Raw genomic sequence first — 17,472 nt, 5'->3', positions numbered from 1 at the left:
TCTCCTCGTTCTCTCCTTCCCCGCTACAAGCGCGGCCGCTGGCCGATCGCCAGTTGCAGCTGCGTGCTGGCGATGGCCGCATCGGCGCGCGCCTGCACATAGCCCTGGTACGCCTCATCGGCCGAGCGCTGCGCCGCCAGCCATTCCAGCAGCGAGGCATTGCCGCTGAAGTAGGACAGGCGCATGCCATCGACCACCTTTTGCGCATCGACCAGCACGCCGTCACGGTAGTGCGCCAGCCTGTCCTGCGCCGCCCGCAGTTGCCGCTGCGCCGTGCGCACTTGCGTTTCCGCTGTCAGTTCCGCCTGGCGCAGGGCCAGCATCGCCTGTGTCACGCCCGCTTCCGCCTGTACGATGTCGCCCTTGTCACGCCGCGACAGGGGAATGGGGATGGCCAGCGAGATGGACAGCGCACGGGAGCGGGGCGCGCCTTCGACGGGATTGCCGCTGGCGTCGATGCCGTCATGGTAGCCGCGCGCGGCGGCCAGGCCCAGCGTCACGGTCGGGTCGACGGCGCGGTTGGCGCGCACCAGCGCCGCGCCGTCGCGCAGGTTGTCCAGCGTGGCGCGGGCGATGCGCACGTCGCTGCGGGCATCGAGCGCTTGCGGCACCAGCACACCGGCATCCTGGTTTTCAAACGCGGCGAAATCGCATACCAGCTGCGCCTCCGGAAACAGCGTGTCGAACTGGCGTCCCAGCGGCGGCGACAGGGCCAGCATGGCGCTGTCCGACTCGCTGCGCGCCTGCGCCAGCTCGGCCTGGAACTGGTCGCGTTCCACGCGCGACTGCAGCAGCTCGATGCCGCCCACGTCGCCCGCCTTGCGCCGCACGGCGTTCGCCTCGACTACCTTCGACAGGGCCGCCATGGTCTGCTCCTTGCGCGCGAGGACTTCGCGCGTGCGGCACGCTTCCGTGAACGCGGCGGCGGCCGTGCCATACAGTTCGCTTTTGAAGCCTGCCACCGTTTCCTCGGCCAGCGCGACATTGCTGTGCGCGGCCTTCAGGCGCGCGGCGCGCTTGCCGCCCGTCTCGATGGCCATGCTGATGGCCGGGTTCCACGTGACGGGCCGGTGTTCGACGCTGCGCACGGTTTCGCGCGTGGCGCCCAGGGTGAATTCGGGATCGGGACGCAGGCCGGCGATGCCGATGCCGGCCCTGGCCGAGACGATGCTTTCCTGCTGTGACTGCAGCTCCAGGCTGTGGCTTTCCACGGCGGACAAATAGGTTTCAAAGCTCAGGGGGGCGGCGATGGCGCAAGGGGCGATCAGCCAAGCCGCCAGCAGTACATTAAAACGTGTCATGGGTCTCTCCTTCGGTATCGATCCGGCGTTTGTGTACGTGCGCCTCGATCAGGTAATACAGGGCCGGCAACAGCAGCAGGGTCAGCGCCGTCGCCGTCACCAGACCGCCCACCACGACGGTGGCCAGCGGGCGCTGCACGTCGCTGCCCAGACCCGTGGCCAGCATGGCCGGCGTCAAGCCCAGGGCGGCCACGGTGGCCGTCATGAGGACGGGGCGCATGCGGTCGCGGGCGCCTTCCAGCACGGCGTCGCGCAAACTGCGGCCTTCGTCGGCGCGCAAGCGGTTGATCTGCGCCAGCATCAGCACGGCGTTCAGGACGGCCACGCCGAACAGGGCGATGAAGCCGACGGCGCTTGACACGTTCAAGGTCATGCCGCGCAGGTGCAGCGCGGCCAGGCCACCGAGCATGGCCAGCGGCACGGCCAGCAAGACCAGCGCGGGCTGGCGCAGGTTGCGGAACTGGCCAAACAGCAGCAGGAACATGGCGCCCAGCGTCATCGGCAGGATCAGGGCCAAACGGCTTTGCGCGCGCTGCAGGTTCTCGAACTGGCCGCCCCATTCGACGCTGATGCGCAGGTGCTCGCCGGCCACGGCTTGCGCCACCAGCGGACGCGCTTCGGCCAGGAAGCCGGCCAGGTCGCGCCCGCGGGCATTCAGGCGCACGATGATGTGGCGCCGGCCCATTTCGCGCACGATGACGCTCTCGCCCGAGGTGGTGCCGATGCTGGCCACCTGCGCCAGCGGGATCTTCGCGCCATTCGCGGCCGTGAGTTTCAGGTTGGCGATGGCGTCCGGGCTGGAACGCGTGGCGGGCGGGAAGCGCACGGTGATGTCGTAGCTTTTCTCGCCCACGTACACCTGGCCGATGGGCGCGCCGCCGATGCCGGTGGCAATCAGGTCGGCCACGTCGGCCGCATTGATGCCGTAGCGGGCCGCCTTTGCGCGGTCCAGTTCCACCTTCAGGTTGGGCAGGGGCGGTTCCACGTCCACGGCCACGTCGGAGGCGCCGGGGACGCCTTTCAATACGTGCGCCACCTTGCCGGCGATGGCGCGCACTTCATCGAGGTCGTTGCCGAAGATTTTCACCGTCAGGTCGCTGTGCGCGCCCGACAATTTATCCTGCACGCCATCGATCATCGGCTGCATGAAGGCCACCGTAAAGCCGGGCATGTGCGCGAAGCGCTCATTCATTTTCGCGATCAGCTGCTGCTTGCTCATGCCCGATTTCCAGCTGGTATATGGATGCAGTCCCACGCTCGCCTCGATGTGCGACGGCGTCCAGTAATCGGTGCCGTCGTCGTTGCGCCCCGTCTGCGTGACGATGGTCGACACTTCGGGGAATTCCAGCGCGGCGCGCCGCAGTTCGCTGGCCATGTCGGACGCCTTGTCGAGCGTGATCCCGGGCGGCATCTGCACCTGCAGCCACAGGGAGCCTTCATCGAGATAGGGCAGGAAATCGCGTCCGATGCTGCCGCCCAGCAGGGCCAGGCCCGCCAGCGAAGCGGCGCACACCATCGTCACCCAGCGCTTCCTGCCCACCATGCGCTCGAGGAAGCGGCCGTACGCGGCCGCCAGCTTGTCCAGCGCGCGGTTATGGAAGGTGCGGCGCGGCTTGCGCAAGGCCAGCCAGGCCAGGCCGGGGATCAGCACCAGGGCCACGACCAGCGCGCCCACCAGCGCCGCGCCCACCGCATACGCCATGGGAGAGAACAGCTTGTATTCGATGCGCTGGAAGGCGAACAGGGGCAGGTAGGCGGCGATGATGACGGCCATGCCGAACATGATGGGGCGCGCCACCTGCAGGGTCGCGTCGATGGCGTCCTGCAGGGTGAGGGGCCGCTCCTGTTCCCGCTCGCGGCGGCGCAGCATGTTTTCCAGTACCACCACGGAGCCGTCGACGAGGATGCCGAAGTCGATCGCCCCCAGCGACAGCAAATTGGCGGGAATTTTAAAGTGGTGCATGAAGATGAAGGCGATCAGCAGGGCCAGCGGGATCGTCAGCGCGACGATGGCGGCTGCGCGCGGGCTGCCCAGATACAGCAGCAGCACGAGGGCGACCAGCAGCATGCCTTCGCCCAAGGTATAACTGACCGTGTGCAGGGTGGCGTCGATCAGCGAGCTGCGGTCCAGGTAGGGCGCCACTTTCACATCTTTCGGCAGCAGGTTGGCATTCAAGTCATCGACGGCCGCGTGGATGCCGGCCAGCGCCTCGGACGGATTGAAGTCTTTCAGCAGCAGGGTGATGCCTTCGATGGTGTCGGGGTTGTCGTCCTTGCCGAGGATGCCGCGCCGCTCCACGTTGCCATAGGCGAGCTTGCCCAGGTCTTTCACCAGCACGGGCACGCCGTCCTTGCTGCTGACGACGACGTTGCCCATGTCGTCGAGTGAATGCAGCAAGCCCACGCCGCGCACCACGTACGATTGCTGGCCACGGTCGATGACGCTGCCGCCGCCGCTGATATTGTTGGCGTTGATGGCGTCCTTGACCTGCGCCAGCGAGAAGCCGTAGCTGTCGAGTTTTGCGGGATCGAGTTCCAGCATGAATTGCGTCGTCAGGCCGCCGAAATTGCTGACGTCGGCCACGCCGCGCACTTGCTGCAGGCGCGGAATCACCGTCCAGAACTGCAGCTCGGACAGTTCGCGCAGCGAGCGTGTTTTCGATTCCAGCGTGTAGCGGTAGATCTCGCCCGTGGGCGAGGTATAGGGATCGAGTCCCGGCTTGGCCTCGTACGGCAGGTTCACGCTGGCCAGGCGTTCCTGCAGCCGCTCGCGCGTGAAGTAGCCATCGCTGCCATCCTCGAACACCACCGTGATCAGCGACAGGGCGAACAGGCTGCGCGTGCGCAGCACGTGCATGCCCGGCGTGCCGAGCAGGGCGCGTTCCAGTGGAATGGTGATCTGCTGCTCGATTTCCTCGGCGCCCAGGCCCGGCACCTGCGTGACGATCTGCGAGGTGACGTCGGCGATGTCGGGGTAGGCTTCGATGGGCAGCTGCTTCCAGCAATAGACGCCGTAGACGGCGACAAACAGCAGTACCAGCCAGACGATGCCGCGCCGCTGGCAGCAGGTGGCGATGAAACGGTCAATCATTGAGCAGCACTCCTTCCTTGACGACGATGCGTTCGCCCGCGCGCAAGCCCGAGACGATTTCCACCTGCCCGCCATGGCTGGCGCCCACTTCCACCGTGCGCGGCGAGAACACCAGCGGGCTGCGCTCCACCATCACGCGCGTCGATGGCCCGCTTTGCAGCACGGCGGCCGCCGGCACGAGAAGGGCGCGGCGGGAAGCGCCGGCGAATCCCGCGTGGGCGAACATGCCCGGCTTGAAGGCGCCGGCGCGGTTGTCGATGGCCACGCGCACCTTTACCGTGCGCGTCTCGGGATCGAGCACGGCGCCCACATACGCGACCTTGCCCTCAAAAGCCTTGCCGGGCCAGGCGTCGACGGTGATGCTGCTCTTTTGTCCCACGGCCACCTGCGCCAGGTCTCTCTCGGCCACGTTGGCCGACAGCCACACGGTGGACAGGTCGGCCAACGTCATGACGGGCGCGTTGATATCGTTCCAGTAGCCGCCCTGGGCCCCTTCCATGGCGATCACGGTGCCGGCGATCGGCGAGCGCAAGACATAGTCGCGGCGCGAACCGCGTGTGCCGGCGCCGTACTGGGCCAGCTTGTCGGCGCTGGCCTGGGCATCGCTGCCGGCCTGCGCAAAAGCCGCCTGCGCTGCTTCGTACTCCTTGCGCGCAGCGATTTCCGCCTCGAACAGGGTTTTCTGGCGCTCCAGTTCCTGGCGCGCCTGCAGCAGGGCGGACTTCGCCTTGCTGTCGTCCGCGTAGGCGGCGCTCAGTTCCGCCGAATCGAGCGTGAACAGCGGGTCGCCCGCCTTCACGCTGTCGCCCAGCGTGCGCTGCAAACGCGTGATCCGGCCAGCCAGCGGCGGCGTGATTTTCACCAGTTTTTCCGGCATCGCTTCGATGCTGCCTGGCGCATCCGTCTGCGTGGCGATCTCCTGTTCCTGCACGGCGGCGACCTGCAGGCGCTGGCGCAGCGGCGACATCTTGTCGACGGCGATGCTGCCGTCGTCCAGGTGTCTCGATTGGGCGGGCGGCGTGGCTGCCGCCGTCGGTTTGGCGCAGCCGGCCAGGGCCGAACAGGCGAGAGCGAGGGCGCAGCTGGCGCCCAGGGCGTTGCGGGTGGTCGTGTTCATCCCGTGTTTCCTTGTTATTGATGGTGATGGGGCATGCGTGGATGCCGTGCCCAGGCGGGCGGTCAGAAGGGGGCGCGGGCAGAGATATGACAGCGCCGGAAAAGCATAGCAATGTGGTCCTGAAGAAGCGCCCAAGAATGCCTGAATCATTCTTCAGGTTCGGTGTGCGGGCGGTGGAGCGCGGTAAAATGCCAGCATGGAAAACAGGGCGCGACGCGAAAGGCAGGCATGAGAATCCTCCTGGTGGAAGACGACCGCAAGGCGGCGCGCCTGCTGGCCCGCGGCTTGCAGGAAGAAGGCTTTGTTGTCGACATGGCGCATAGCGCCGAGGAAGGCGAGGATGAAAGCTACGCCGTCGATTACGATGCGATCGTGCTGGACTGGATGTTGCCGGGCAAGCAGGGCATCGATTTTTGCCGCGACTTGCGCGCGCGCGGCATCCAGACGCCCGTGCTGATGCTCACGGCGCGCGACGCCACGGCCGACCGGGTGGCGGGCCTGAACACGGGCGCCGACGATTACCTGACCAAGCCTTTCGAATTCGAGGAACTGCTGGCGCGCATCCGCGCCTTGCTGCGCCGCTCCGACATCAGCCGCCCGCTGGTGCTGGCGCTGGCCGATTTGACGCTCGATCCCGTCAGCCACCAGGCGACACGGGCCGGTGCGCCGCTGGTGCTCACGCCCAAGGAATACGCGATTCTGCTGATCCTGCTGCGCCAGGCCGGCGAAGTGGTCAGCCGTGCGCGCCTGGCCGAGCAGATATGGCAGGCGGACCTGATCGGCATCGACAACCTGATCGACGTCCACGTGCGCAACCTGCGGGGAAAAGTGGATACGCCGGGCTTGCCGCCATTGATCCATACGGTGCGCGGGCGCGGCTTCCGCCTGGCGGAAAACAACGGTGGCTAGCTTTCGCAAGCGCCTGCTGCTGGTGCACCTGGCCGTTATCCTCGCCATCGTCGCCTGCACGGCGCTGGCCGGCTACTGGGGCCTGTCGCGCGCCGTGCATGGCCAGCTCGATGCGGCCCTGCTGGCGCTGGCCGAGACGGAAATGGCCATGCTGCCGGCCGCGCCGCGCCAGCCCGTGCAGGTGCACGAGGTGGCGCCTGGCCTGGCGCAGCCCTCGTTGACGCGCCTGGACCGCCTGGTACAGATCATCGATGGCGAAGGCCGCGTGCTGGCGCGCAGCCGCAACCTGGAGGCGGCGCAGCTGCCGGCGCCGCCCGCCCTGCTGGCGCGCCTGGCGGCCGGCGAGACTGTCTTCGAGACCCTGCCCAAGTTTGGCGAAGAGCCGCTGCGCATGGTCTCGATTCCCGTGCCATCGTCCGGCGCAGGCCTGGCGGTACAGGTGGCCGGTTCGCTCGACGACGCCAACCACGTGCTGGCCGCAGCCACGGTGCTGTTTGCCGCCATGGCGCTGGCCTTGCTGGCGGCCGTGGGCTTGGCCGGCGAAATGCTCACGCGCCGCGTGCTGGGCGCCATCGACGATGTGGTGGACCAGGCGCATTCGATCGGCGAAGCCAGCCTGCACCAGCGCTTGCCCCATCCCGGCACGCAGGACGAAATCGGCCGCCTGGTCGATACCCTGAACGCCATGCTGGACCGACTGGAGCATGGCTATGATGCGCAGCGCCGCTTCACGGCCGACGCCTCGCACGAATTGCGCTCACCCCTGTCGCGCCTGCGCACGGAAATTGAAATCACCCTGCGCCGCCCGCGCGAGTCGCCCGAGTATGTCGATGCGCTGGCGTCCTGCCTCGACGAAGTGCAGCGCCTGACGACCCTGGTGGAAGAATTGCTGATGCTCACCCGCCTGGATGTGGGCCAGGAGCGCAATGCGGTGGAAACCATCGCGCTCAATCCCCTCGTGCGGGCGGCCGCGCAGCGCCTGGAAAAGGCGGCGGCGCAGCGCGGCATCCGCATCGTCTTTGATGACAGTGTGACCGTCCAGGCCAAAGTGGCAGCCGGCCCGGTGGACCTGGTGCTGGCCAATCTGCTCGATAACGCCGTGAAGTTTTCGCCGCCAGACAGCGTCATCACGGTGCGCGTGGTGCGCGACGGCGAACAGGCGTTTGTGGGCGTGGCGGATGCGGGGCCGGGCATCGGCGTGGACGATTTGCCGCATCTGTTCGAGCGCTTTTACCGGGGCGCCCAGGCGCGTGCGGGCGAGGCACCGGGCTTCGGCCTGGGTCTGGCCCTGTCGCAGGCCATCGTGCACGCGTATGGCGGCAGTATCGAGGCGTGCAACCGTCCGGAAGGAGGCGCGCTGTTCATCATGCGCCTGCCCGCCTCAGATTGACGGTGCGACGCCTTCCCAGCGCACTTGCCGCACTTGCGGCCAGGCGCCCGCGCGGTTGACGAAGCGTACCAGCACGGCGCGCTGCACGGCCTGGCACAGCACCGTGGCGATCAGTTGCACCACCTGCCTGGCGTCGTCCCAGCTGCGCAGCATCTGCGACGGCGCCAGACCTGCGCCCTTGAGTTCGGCCAGCAGCAGGCGCACCACATGGTCGGCTTGCGCCGCGGGGCAGGTGACGGTCAGGCGGTAGGTGGCCACGACAGGCGCTTGCCTGGCAAACCAATGGAAGAACTTTTTCATCATCATACCCCCCGCTCGGCGACAAATTCCGCGTTGTTTACCAGCGCCCAGCGCACGGCCGAAACGCTGCCTTCCAGGCTCACCTGGCTGACGATCTGCTCCAGCAATCCCAGGCTGGACAAGGGCGTGAGCAGGTCGGCGCGCACTTCGATGCGCCCCGCGTGCGCGGCATCCTCGCTGTGCAGCGATTGCAGCATCAGCGCCGGCATGCCGCTGATCAAGCGCAGCATCAGCTTGCGCACCTGGACTTCCTGCTCCGCCTCGCACACGGCCGTCACGCGGTAGATGCTTTCCGTTTCGATGCCCGCTTCGCTGCCATGCGCGTTGATGCGTTGCGCCAGATGGCGCAGCACCAGATTGGCGATCAGCACGAAGCCCGTGCCGATGGCCGCTTCCAGCGCGAAGCCCAGGCCGCACAGGATGCCGATGGCGGCCGAGCACCACAGGGTGGCGGCCGTGTTCAGGCCGCGCACCGTCATGCCTTCTCGCATGATGACGCCGGCGCCAAGAAAGCCGATGCCCGAGACCACTTGCGCGGCGATGCGCATGTGGCCAGAGGCATCGCCTTCGAGCACGGAAACCATCACGAACAGCGAGGCGCCGACGGACACCAGCGCATTCGTGCGCAAGCCCGCCATGCGCTGGCGCAGCTGGCGTTCGGCGCCGATCATGGCGCCCAGGGTCAATGCCGCGGCAACGCGCAGCGCAAAGTCAAATACCACCATAGTTTCTCCCGGCTGGGGAGGAACAGGCGAGTGCCAGGGCGTGCGGAAACCGCCCGGTAAAGGGGGCAGCAGACGATAACGGTGGAACGATGAGGAGGGAAGTGCGGCGAATGGACATCGCCGCTGGTATAACCGCACCTTGCCATGGGCAGGGCGGGCGGAATGCGCGCGTCTTGCCTAAGGCCGATCGCCGATGGTCAATCGACTACTGTCACTGGAACAAGCACCCACGAGTCACTCCATATCATTGATAACGGGGACAGTCTAGCCAGTGGGACAGCTTTGGTCAACTGAAGCTCTCTTCAGAAAGCCGCCGCGTCGTCCCCGCCAATGCGGGGACGGTGAAGGCGACCGGTCTATCAGTGGGCGTGTGCCTTGCCGTCGCCGGCGGATTCGGCATGCTCGCCGCCGCTGCCACCAAAGAAGCGCGCGGCGCGCTTGCCCAGGCTATCGAGGTAGGTGTAGGCGACGGGCACCACCACCAAGGTCAGCAAGGTCGAGGTGATGACGCCGCCGATGACGGCGCGGCCCATCGGCGCCTGCGATTCGCCGCCGTCGCCCATGCCGATGGCCATCGGCAGCATGCCGAAGACCATCGCCAGGGTCGTCATCAGGATGGGGCGCAAACGTACTTGCCCCGCTTCCATCAGCGCCTCGAACTGTCCCAGGCCTTCGCGCTGGCGCTGGTTGGTGAAGTCGACCAGCAAGATCGCATTCTTGGTGACCAGCCCCATGAGCATGATGAAGCCGATCACGGAGAAGATGTTCAGGGTGCTGCCCGTGATCAGCAGGGCGGCCAGCACGCCGATCAGCGACAGCGGCAAGGACACCATAATGGCGATCGGCTGCAGGAAGCTGCCGAACTGCGACGCCAGCACCAGGTAGATGAAGATCACGGCAATGCCCAGCGCCATCATCGCGCCGCCCATGGTTTCGGCCATCTGCTGCGCATTGCCGGCCACGTCGAAGCGCACGCCGGGCGGCAGGTCGATGGACTTGATGGCTTTCTGCACGTCGGCGTCGACGTCGCCGGCAGGGCGGCCCTGCACGCCCGCATAGATGGCGACCCGGCGCTGCAAGGCCTGGCGTTTCAGCACTTGCGGGCTCGATGACGGCACGAATTCGACCACCTGGCGCAGCGGAATCATCACGGGCTTGCCGTTCGCGTCAAACTTGCTGGACGCCAGCGACAGGTCGGCCAGGTCGGCCACTTTCTGGCGGCCCGATTTCGGCAGCTGCACGTTGACGTCGTAGTTCTGTCCGTCGCTGGCTAACCAGTGGCTGACCGTGTCGCCCGCTACAAAAGGCCGCAGGGCATTGCCGATCTGCTGCACCGACAAGCCCAGGTCGCTGGCCAGCTCGTTATTGATTTTCACGGTGGTCGATGGATTGGCGCCTTCCTGGCTGTACTCCATGTCGGCCAGGCCCTTGATGGTGCGCATCTTGTCCATCAGGCGGTGCGCCACCGCATCGAGCTTGCCTTCATCCGTGCCGAGGATGGCGATGAAGATGGGACGGTTGCCGACCGACAGGGTGATGCCGGCGATCGGCGCCAGGCGCTCGCGGATCAGCTTTTCCAGTTCCTGCTGCGAGCGGCGCTTGTGCGTCTTGAGGTCCGTCAGTTTCAGGTTCACCTCGGCCGCGTTGCGTCCATCGGGCGTGCCGATATTGGCCACCAGGCTGTCGATCTCGGGAAACTCCTTCAGGGCCGTTTCGATCTGGCGCACTTTGCTGTCCGTGTATTCGAGGCTGGAGCCGACAGGCGTCTTGAAGCGCAGGTTGACCCAGCCCTGGTCCGTCTCGGGGAACATCTCGCCGCCGATCATCGGCACGAGCATCAGGCTGCCCGCGAACAGGGCCACGGCCGTGGCCAGGGTGGTCTTGCGCCAGCGCAGGGCCACTGCCAGCACCTTGCCATACCAGACGTGCAGGCGGTCGATGCCCGTCTCGATCCAGGCCATGAAGCGGCCCAGCCACGGCGCATACTTGAAGCGGTCCTTGACGGGGTCGCGCCAGACGGACGACAACATGGGGTCGAGCGTGAAGCTGACGAACAGGGAGACGAGAACGGCGACCGCCACGGTGATGCCGAACTGCAGGAAGAAGCGACCGATGATGCCGTCCATGAAGGCGACCGGCACGAACACGGCGACGATGGCGAACGTGGTGGCCATCACTGCCAGGCCGATTTCATTGGTGCCGTCGTTGGCAGCCTTGTAGTGGTTCTTGCCCATGCCCAGGTGGCGCACGATGTTTTCGCGCACGACGATGGCGTCATCGATCAACAGGCCAATGCACAAGGACAGCGCCATCAGGGTCAAAAAGTTCAGGGTAAAGCCGAAGGCCTTCATGGCGATGAAGCTGGCCAGCACGGAGATCGGCAAGGTCAATCCCGTGATGATGGTCGAGCGCCACGAGTGCAGGAACAGGAAGACGATCACCATGGTCAGCACGGCGCCTTCGATGATGGTGCGCTTGACGTTATTGAGCTGGCTTTGCACGCGTTCCGATTCGTCGTCCAGCACGCGCAGCTTGATATCGGGCGGCAGCGTCTTTTGCAGGTCCGCCGCCACTTTCAGGATGCCGGTACCCACTTCGACCACGTTGGCATCCTGCACCTTGGTGATTTCCATGGTCACGGCTTGCTGGCCGTTCATGCGCGAGATCGACAGTTCTTCCTGTTCGCCGTCGACCACGGTGGCCACCTGGTCCAGGTAGACGGGGCCGATGGCGCGGCGCGCGACGATGATCTTGCCGAATTCGCGCGCATCCTTGATCTTGCCCTCCACGCGGACCAGCTGTTCGGCCGCGCCATGGCTGATCGAGCCGGCCGGCAAATTGGTATTCGTCGCCTGGATGGCGCGGATCACTTCATCGACGCCGATGCCCTGGGCATTGAGTTCGATCGGTTTCATGCTGATGAGGATCTGGCGCGCGCGCAAGCCGCGCAGCTTGACTTGCCCCACGCCGGCCACGCCCTGGAAGCGCTTGCTGATGATCTGTTCCGTCATGGTCGACAGCGAGCGCAGGTCATGCCCGGTCGAGGTCAGCACGATGGTGGCGATGGGGCGTTCGTTGTCGCCTTCGGCGCGGGCGATGAACGGGTCCTTGGCTTCTTTCGGGAAGCGGGGGCGCACCAGGGCCACCTTGTCGCGCAAGTCCTGCATGGCCTTGTCCATGTTCGTCGACAGCTCGAATTCCAGGTAGACGCCGGCGCGTCCTTCCCACGAGTTGGCGCGGATGGTCTTGATGCCGCTGACGGTGTTGACGGCGTCCTCGATGGGGCGCGTGATGTCGTTTTCCACCGCTTCGGGCGAGGCGCCCGGGTAGTTCACTTCAATGGCGGCGAACGGGAACTGCACGCTGGGCATGCTTTCCACGCCCAGGCCCCGGTAGGAGAAGATGCCCAGCACCACCAGCGCCACCATGACCATGGTGGCGAAGACGGGATTTTGAATACTGACTTTGGTCATCCACATGGCTCAGTCCTTCCGTGCCAGCACGGCTGCCGGCGCGGCAGGGGCGGCAGCCGGTGCGGCGAAGGTCACGCTGTGGCCCGGCTTGACGCCATCGAGCTTGGCGATGATGACTTTCGCGCCCGGCACCAGGCCGGACGTCACTTCCGCATAGCCTTCATCCTCGTTGCGCAGTCCCAGCGTGACGGGCTGGGCGACCACCTTGTTGTTCACCAGCGCATACACGACGGGACCCTGCTTTTCATTGCGCACGGCCGTCAATGGCACCAGCGGGGCCACGGACGAGCGCTCGGTGACGATGCTGCCCTTGGCGAACATGCCGCCGCGCAGCGCGCCATCGCCATTGTCGACGGCGATGTAGACGAGCATGGCGCGCGAGCCGCTCTCGGTGGTGGGGTTGATGCGCGTGACCTTGCCGGCGAAGTCGCGCGCGCCGAAGCCGTCGACCTTGAAGTGCACATCCTGGCCCAGCTTGATGCGGGGGATTTCCGCGCTGGGCACGGGCGCTTCCAGGGTCAGCTGCGCCAGGTTGACGATGGTGTAGACGGGCATGTCGGGCGAGACCTTTTCGCCGGCCTGCAGGTGGCGCTTGCTGACGATGCCGGCCATGGGCGCGCGAATCACCGTGTCGGCCAGCGCGATGCGGGCGATGTCGACCATGGCGGCTGCGGACTTGACGCTGGCGCGCGCCAGATCGACGGAGTTTTGCGTCGTGTCGTAGGCCGTTTGCGAAATGTACTTTTGCTTGAGCAAGGCCTGGCTATTGGCCTCGTTTTTGCTTGCCATCGACAGGCGCGCCTGCGCTTCGTCGAGCATGGCTTGCTGCTGCGTCAGGCGGGCGCGCTGGTCGGCCGCATCCAGGCGCACGAGGATTTGCCCATTCGCCACATGCTGGCCTTCCTGCAAGGTCGTTTCCTGGATTACGCCGGAAACCTTGGCCTTGATGGTGGCCTGGGTCAAGGGCGCCAGCGAGCCGGACAGGGGCAGGCTGATTGCCAGCGCGCGCGCATCGATGGCGGCCACGTCGCCCTGCGCCAGTTCATGCACGGGCGTCTTGTCCTGCTCCTTCTTCTTGCTCGCTTGCAGTTCGGCAGCCTTGGCGGCTTGCTGCTTCGATTGCATCACCGTCCAGCCGCCGCCGGCCAGGGCCAGCACGACCAGGATCAGCACGGGGGTGCGCCAGCGCCGGCGGCGCGTGGCGGCAAGGGGGGAGGCGGGGGGCAGGGTCTCGTTTTTCATAGGTTTTTTAGTCAGGAGCGGCGCAGGGGTTCGGCGCCAGGTCTCGGTGCGGACCCGGCCTGTCGCTGGCCGGGAGAATTCGGGTAGCGCATCACCGTGGCGGCCGCAGGCAGCACGCCTGCCGCTGCGGTCGTTCACGGCGATGCGCATGTTGCCACTTTAGGAAGATTCAAGTCTGGCCGCCATCGCCGTGCGACAGATTGCACAAAATCGGGGCTGGAATGCAAAAAACGGCGACCGGAACCACTGCCGGCATGCCCGCGGTGCGCGTCACGATGCTTGCGCATCCTCAAGAAGCCGATTCGCGGGCGCGCAAGAATGGTCGGGATGGTTGCGCCACCGGACAGGCCATCCGCCCGCCGGTTGCCGCGCTGCCGCGCCACGGGGGGCCTGATGTCTGATCGGATTGTCGGAGCCGCCCCGTCGCCGGGCCGTTTGCTGGCCGCTGCCGAACCGCAGGCGGGGCCGGCCGGCAAGGCGCTCGATTTGCTGTCCATCATTGTTGCCGCCGTCGAACAGGCGCCCGGCCTGGCCGTGCGCGGCATCGACCGCGATGGCATCGTGCGCTACTGGAGCTTTGGCGCGGCGCGCCTGTATGGCGTGACGGCGGAGCTGGCGCTGGGCCAGCCGTGGGCCAGGGTGGCCGCTTCGCTGCCGGACGCCGCCACCGTGGCCGAGGAGGTTGCCGGTGAATTGGCAGCCGTGTGGGACAGCGGCAAGGCGCGCAGCACGCGCTTGTGGAAGCTGGATGCCGATGGGGCCGCGCCGCGCTGCATCTGTTCCACCGTGTTTCCTGTCATGCAGTCCGGAAGAGTGCGGCAAGTGGTCTGCATCGATGTCGACATCACAGCCAGCGGCCAGGATGGCGCCGCGCAGGGCGCCTTGTTGCTGATGGGCGACAATTTCCGCCAGCTGTACCAGAAATCCGCCGATGCCATCCTGCTGCTGCGCGATGAGCATATCGCCGAGGCGAATCCGGCCGCCATTGCCCTGTTTCAATGTGAAGACCGGCAACGCCTGCTGGGGCGCCGCCTCAGCGACTTTTCGCCCTTGCGCCAGCCCGATGGCGAATTGTCATCGTTGAGCGGCACGCAACTGGCGGCGCAGGCCCACGCCGACGGCAATTGCCGCTTTGACTGGCGCTATCAGACGTGCAGCGGCGAGCTGTTCTGGGGCGAAGTGCTGCTCACTTCCGTCACGCTCGACCACACCTATCTGTTTTACGCCGTGATCCGCGATATTTCCTCGCGCAAACTGGCCGAGCGGGCCCTGTACCTGTCGATGCAGGTCATCGAGCATGCAAGTGTCGCCATCGTCGTGATGGACCCGCAGCAGCGGGTCGTCAGCATGAATCCCGCGTACAGCGAGATCAGCGGCTATAGCCTGGACGACATGCTGGGCAAGCCCTTCGTCCTGCACGGCGTGGAGCCGGATGCGCCGGCGTTTTTCGACCACGTGTGGGACGAGGTCGATGCGAATGGCTATTGGCAAGGCGATATCATGGGCCAGCGCAAGGCGGACGGGCGCTACCCAGCCTGGCTGTCGCTGACTGCCATCCGCGATTCGCAAGGGCAATTGAGCAATTACCTGGCCATTCTCAGCGATATCAGCGAGCGCAAGAAAAACGAGGAGCACACGCGCCACCTGGCCGAGCACGATTTCCTTACCGACTTGCCGAACCGGGTGCTGCTGCTGGACCGGCTGTCGCTGGCCCTGGCGGCCGCGCGGCGCAAGCTGAGCATGCTGGCCATCCTGTACCTGGATCTCGATCATTTCAAGCACATCAATGACAGCATGGGCCACCACGTGGGCGACTTGCTGCTCAAGGAAGTGGCGCGGCGCCTGGTGCGCTGCGTGCGCGGCGTCGATACGGTCAGCCGGCATGGCGGCGACGAGTTCGTCATCATCCTGGCCGAGGTGGGCGGCATCGACCAGGTGGCCCATGTGGCGTCCAGCCTGCTGCATGCCGTGACGCAGGTCTACCAGCTGGGCGAATACGAACTGCATGTGTCGACCTCGATCGGCGTGGCCATCTTTCCCAGCGATGGCGACAGCATCGATACCCTCGTGCATAACGCCGACATCGCGATGTACCATGCCAAGGAAAGCGGGCGCAACAATTTCCAGTTTTTCAATGCCGAGATGAATGCGCAAATCGTCGAGCGGGCCAGCCTGGAGCAGGGCTTGCGCGAAGCGCTGGGACGCAATGAATTCGTGCTGGAGTTCCAGCCCGCGCTCGATGTTGCCAGCGGGCAGATCGTTGGCGCCGAAGCGCTGCTGCGCTGGCGCCACCCGCAACTGGGTGTGCTGCCGCCCGAGCGCTTCATCGCCGTGGCCGAGGAATGCGGCTTGATGGTGTCGATTGGCAACTGGGTGCTGCGCCACGCCTGCCTGCGCGCGCGTGCCTGGCACGATGCGGGCCATGCCTGGCACGTGGCTGTGAATCTGTCGCCAGCGCAATGCCTGCACAATAATTTATTGCTTGGCGTACAAGAGGCACTGACCGCGTCGGGTTTGCCTGCCGGCTGCCTGGAACTGGAAGTGACGGAGTCCTTGCTGATGAAGGGCGGCGCCCGCCTGGCCGGGGTGCTGGCGCAGCTGCGCGCGCTGGGCGCCAGGCTGGCCATCGATGACTTCGGCACCGGCTATTCGCGCCTGGCCAATCTGCGCCATTACCCGGTGGATAAACTCAAGATCGATCCATCGTTCCTGCCCGCCGCCGCGAACGGCGCGGCAGGCGAGTCCGACACGGTCGTCGCCGCCACCATCATCGCCATGGCGCGCGCGCTGCAATTGACGGTGATTGCCGAGGGCGTGGAAACGGCGCAGCAGCTGGCGTATCTGCGGGGGCAGGGCTGCCAGCAATACCAGGGCCGCTATGCCAGCGCGCAAGTCGAGGGCAGCGCGCTGGCGAGGTTGCTGCATTAGTGGATATTTCCCAGCAGCTTGATGCGTGCCAGCACCTGGCCATGGTCGGATGCATGCGGCAAGCCCAGCAGCAAATGGTCGTTGAGATAACCCACTTCCTGCACCACGCCGATGGCGCGCGGCGAGGCGGCGTGGAAATGTTCGGACACAAGGATGTGGTCGATCGTCATGTAGGTGCTGTCGTGGATATTCGTGTAGCCCACGTGGCGCAGGGCATCCTGGCGCAGCTGGATGGCATTGGCGTCGTACAGGCGCGCGCGCATTTCCGGCATGTCGCCATGTGGTTCGCACGGCCCGCCCGCCCCCATGACGATGGCCGTGGTGACGGCATTGGCGATGTCGTTGAAGTCGCCCAGCACGATGCGGGGGCGGCCGCTGTGGCCCAGTTCGCTTGCCAGCACGCGCAGGGCCACGGCTTCCGCGCCGCGCCGCTGCAGCGAGCGCAGGTTGGCCAGCGCGTAGGCGATGGCATCGTTGCCGTCGCCATGGCGGTAGTCGGGCCGGCGTGATTTCAAATGCACGACGACCACGTCCGTGAGTTGTCCGCCAGGCAAGATGACCTGGACGTGCAGGGGCGCGCGGGCGAAGCGGCAGGCATTGTCATCCAGGACATGGCTGTCGGCTGGCACGCTCACGCCGGCAGGGAAATTCGCCCAGGCGACACCAGCGCCGGCCAGCGGCAGGCGCGACACCAGCGCCACCGTGGGCAATATGCGTCCGGCGGCATCCATCGCATCGTAGCCGGCCAGGGTGGCTTCGCGGTAATGGCGCGTGCGCGACAGTACGTCGCGCAAGGCCGTTTGCGAGAAAATTTCCTGGAAACCGATCACGTCGGCGTCGAGCAGGTCGATCTGCCGCGCCGTCCACTCCGCCTTGGCCGCGTATTGCGCCGGGCTCAACGGTTCCAGGTTGTCATACAATTTCGCCCCGGCGGGGGCCAGGTTGCAGACATTGAATGTGGCAAAGCGGATTTCTTCCTGCATAATTAGCACTCCT

General features: G+C 66.1%; 11 protein-coding genes. 3 read left to right on the top strand and 8 right to left on the bottom strand.

Translation table 11 applies throughout. From position 1 onward, the window contains the following. Nucleotides 1–23: 23 nt before the first annotated feature. From CSQ92_RS16510 to CSQ92_RS16500, 3 genes are read right to left on the bottom strand one after another with little or no spacing between them, the layout of a single operon-like run. A complete protein-coding gene (locus CSQ92_RS16510) occupies nucleotides 24–1,301 on the bottom strand; it encodes a TolC family protein (protein WP_099394814.1) in 1,278 nt (425 codons plus the stop codon). After that, a complete protein-coding gene (locus CSQ92_RS16505) occupies nucleotides 1,288–4,392 on the bottom strand; it encodes an efflux RND transporter permease subunit (protein ID WP_099394813.1) in 3,105 nt (1,034 codons plus the stop codon). Before CSQ92_RS16505 ends, CSQ92_RS16510 begins: the two co-directional genes overlap by 14 nt. Next, on the bottom strand, nucleotides 4,385–5,509 hold the full coding sequence (locus tag CSQ92_RS16500; protein ID WP_099394812.1) for an efflux RND transporter periplasmic adaptor subunit: 1,125 nt from the start codon (nucleotides 5,507–5,509) through the stop codon (nucleotides 4,385–4,387). The genes CSQ92_RS16505 and CSQ92_RS16500 overlap by 8 nt, the downstream gene beginning before the upstream one ends. 228 nt (nucleotides 5,510–5,737) lie before the next feature. On the opposite strand from CSQ92_RS16500, the gene CSQ92_RS16495 reads away from it, so the two are divergent. Then, entirely contained in the window at nucleotides 5,738–6,418 is a 681-nt protein-coding gene (locus CSQ92_RS16495) for a response regulator transcription factor (protein ID WP_099394811.1), read from the top strand. Continuing rightward, nucleotides 6,411–7,808: a sensor histidine kinase gene (locus tag CSQ92_RS16490; RefSeq protein WP_099394810.1), complete on the top strand. Its 1,398-nt coding sequence runs from the start codon at nucleotides 6,411–6,413 to the stop codon at nucleotides 7,806–7,808. The genes CSQ92_RS16495 and CSQ92_RS16490 overlap by 8 nt, the downstream gene beginning before the upstream one ends. Here the strand turns inward: CSQ92_RS16490 and CSQ92_RS16485 are convergent. The 4 genes from CSQ92_RS16485 to CSQ92_RS16470 all read right to left on the bottom strand — a co-directional run bounded on the left by CSQ92_RS16485 (nucleotide 7,800) and on the right by CSQ92_RS16470 (nucleotide 13,548). Next, nucleotides 7,800–8,114 (bottom strand): hypothetical protein, encoded by a 315-nt coding sequence (locus CSQ92_RS16485; protein ID WP_092607970.1) that lies wholly within the window; start codon nucleotides 8,112–8,114, stop codon nucleotides 7,800–7,802. The genes CSQ92_RS16490 and CSQ92_RS16485 overlap by 9 nt on opposite strands. Next, a complete protein-coding gene (locus CSQ92_RS16480; RefSeq protein ID WP_205412515.1) occupies nucleotides 8,111–8,830 on the bottom strand; it encodes an MgtC/SapB family protein in 720 nt (239 codons plus the stop codon). Before CSQ92_RS16480 ends, CSQ92_RS16485 begins: the two co-directional genes overlap by 4 nt. Before the next feature lie 362 nt (nucleotides 8,831–9,192). Then, nucleotides 9,193–12,312, bottom strand: a complete 3,120-nt coding sequence (locus CSQ92_RS16475; RefSeq protein WP_099394809.1) for an efflux RND transporter permease subunit — start codon at nucleotides 12,310–12,312, stop codon at nucleotides 9,193–9,195. 3 nt (nucleotides 12,313–12,315) lie between these two features. Beyond that, nucleotides 12,316–13,548, bottom strand: coding sequence for an efflux RND transporter periplasmic adaptor subunit (locus CSQ92_RS16470; RefSeq protein ID WP_099394808.1), 1,233 nt, complete (start codon nucleotides 13,546–13,548; stop codon nucleotides 12,316–12,318). 393 nt (nucleotides 13,549–13,941) lie between these two features. On the opposite strand from CSQ92_RS16470, the gene CSQ92_RS16465 reads away from it, so the two are divergent. Further along, complete coding sequence (locus tag CSQ92_RS16465) at nucleotides 13,942–16,476, top strand: sensor domain-containing protein (protein WP_099395085.1); 2,535 nt, start codon at nucleotides 13,942–13,944, stop codon at nucleotides 16,474–16,476. On the opposite strand, the gene CSQ92_RS16460 is transcribed toward CSQ92_RS16465, so the two are convergent. Continuing rightward, the gene (locus CSQ92_RS16460; protein ID WP_099394807.1) at nucleotides 16,473–17,459 is read right to left on the bottom strand and encodes an endonuclease/exonuclease/phosphatase family protein; all 987 of its coding nucleotides are present in this window, start codon (nucleotides 17,457–17,459) and stop codon (nucleotides 16,473–16,475) included. The two genes, CSQ92_RS16465 and CSQ92_RS16460, sit on opposite strands and share 4 nt — an antisense overlap. Nucleotides 17,460–17,472 lie beyond the last annotated feature (13 nt).

This window comes from Janthinobacterium sp. BJB446 (genome assembly GCF_002735655.1).
In the GTDB taxonomy this organism is placed as follows: domain Bacteria; phylum Pseudomonadota; class Gammaproteobacteria; order Burkholderiales; family Burkholderiaceae_D; genus Janthinobacterium; species Janthinobacterium lividum.
Note: the sequence above shows the minus strand (reverse complement) of the source record. Positions and strands in the feature narration are given on the sequence as shown.

Bases quoted from the DNA above. Each gene is read 5' to 3' on its own strand.
- CSQ92_RS16475 (WP_099394809.1), bottom strand. From the start codon at position 12,312: ATGTGGATGACCAAAGTCAGTATTCAAAATCCCGTCTTCGCCACCATG.
- CSQ92_RS16460 (WP_099394807.1), bottom strand. From the start codon at position 17,459: ATGCAGGAAGAAATCCGCTTTGCCACATTCAATGTCTGCAACCTGGCC.
- CSQ92_RS16470 (WP_099394808.1), bottom strand. From the start codon at position 13,548: ATGAAAAACGAGACCCTGCCCCCCGCCTCCCCCCTTGCCGCCACGCGC.
- CSQ92_RS16500 (WP_099394812.1), bottom strand. From the start codon at position 5,509: ATGAACACGACCACCCGCAACGCCCTGGGCGCCAGCTGCGCCCTCGCT.
- CSQ92_RS16465 (WP_099395085.1), top strand. From the start codon at position 13,942: ATGTCTGATCGGATTGTCGGAGCCGCCCCGTCGCCGGGCCGTTTGCTG.
- CSQ92_RS16495 (WP_099394811.1), top strand. From the start codon at position 5,738: ATGAGAATCCTCCTGGTGGAAGACGACCGCAAGGCGGCGCGCCTGCTG.
- CSQ92_RS16510 (WP_099394814.1), bottom strand. From the start codon at position 1,301: ATGACACGTTTTAATGTACTGCTGGCGGCTTGGCTGATCGCCCCTTGC.
- CSQ92_RS16485 (WP_092607970.1), bottom strand. From the start codon at position 8,114: ATGATGATGAAAAAGTTCTTCCATTGGTTTGCCAGGCAAGCGCCTGTC.
- CSQ92_RS16505 (WP_099394813.1), bottom strand. From the start codon at position 4,392: ATGATTGACCGTTTCATCGCCACCTGCTGCCAGCGGCGCGGCATCGTC.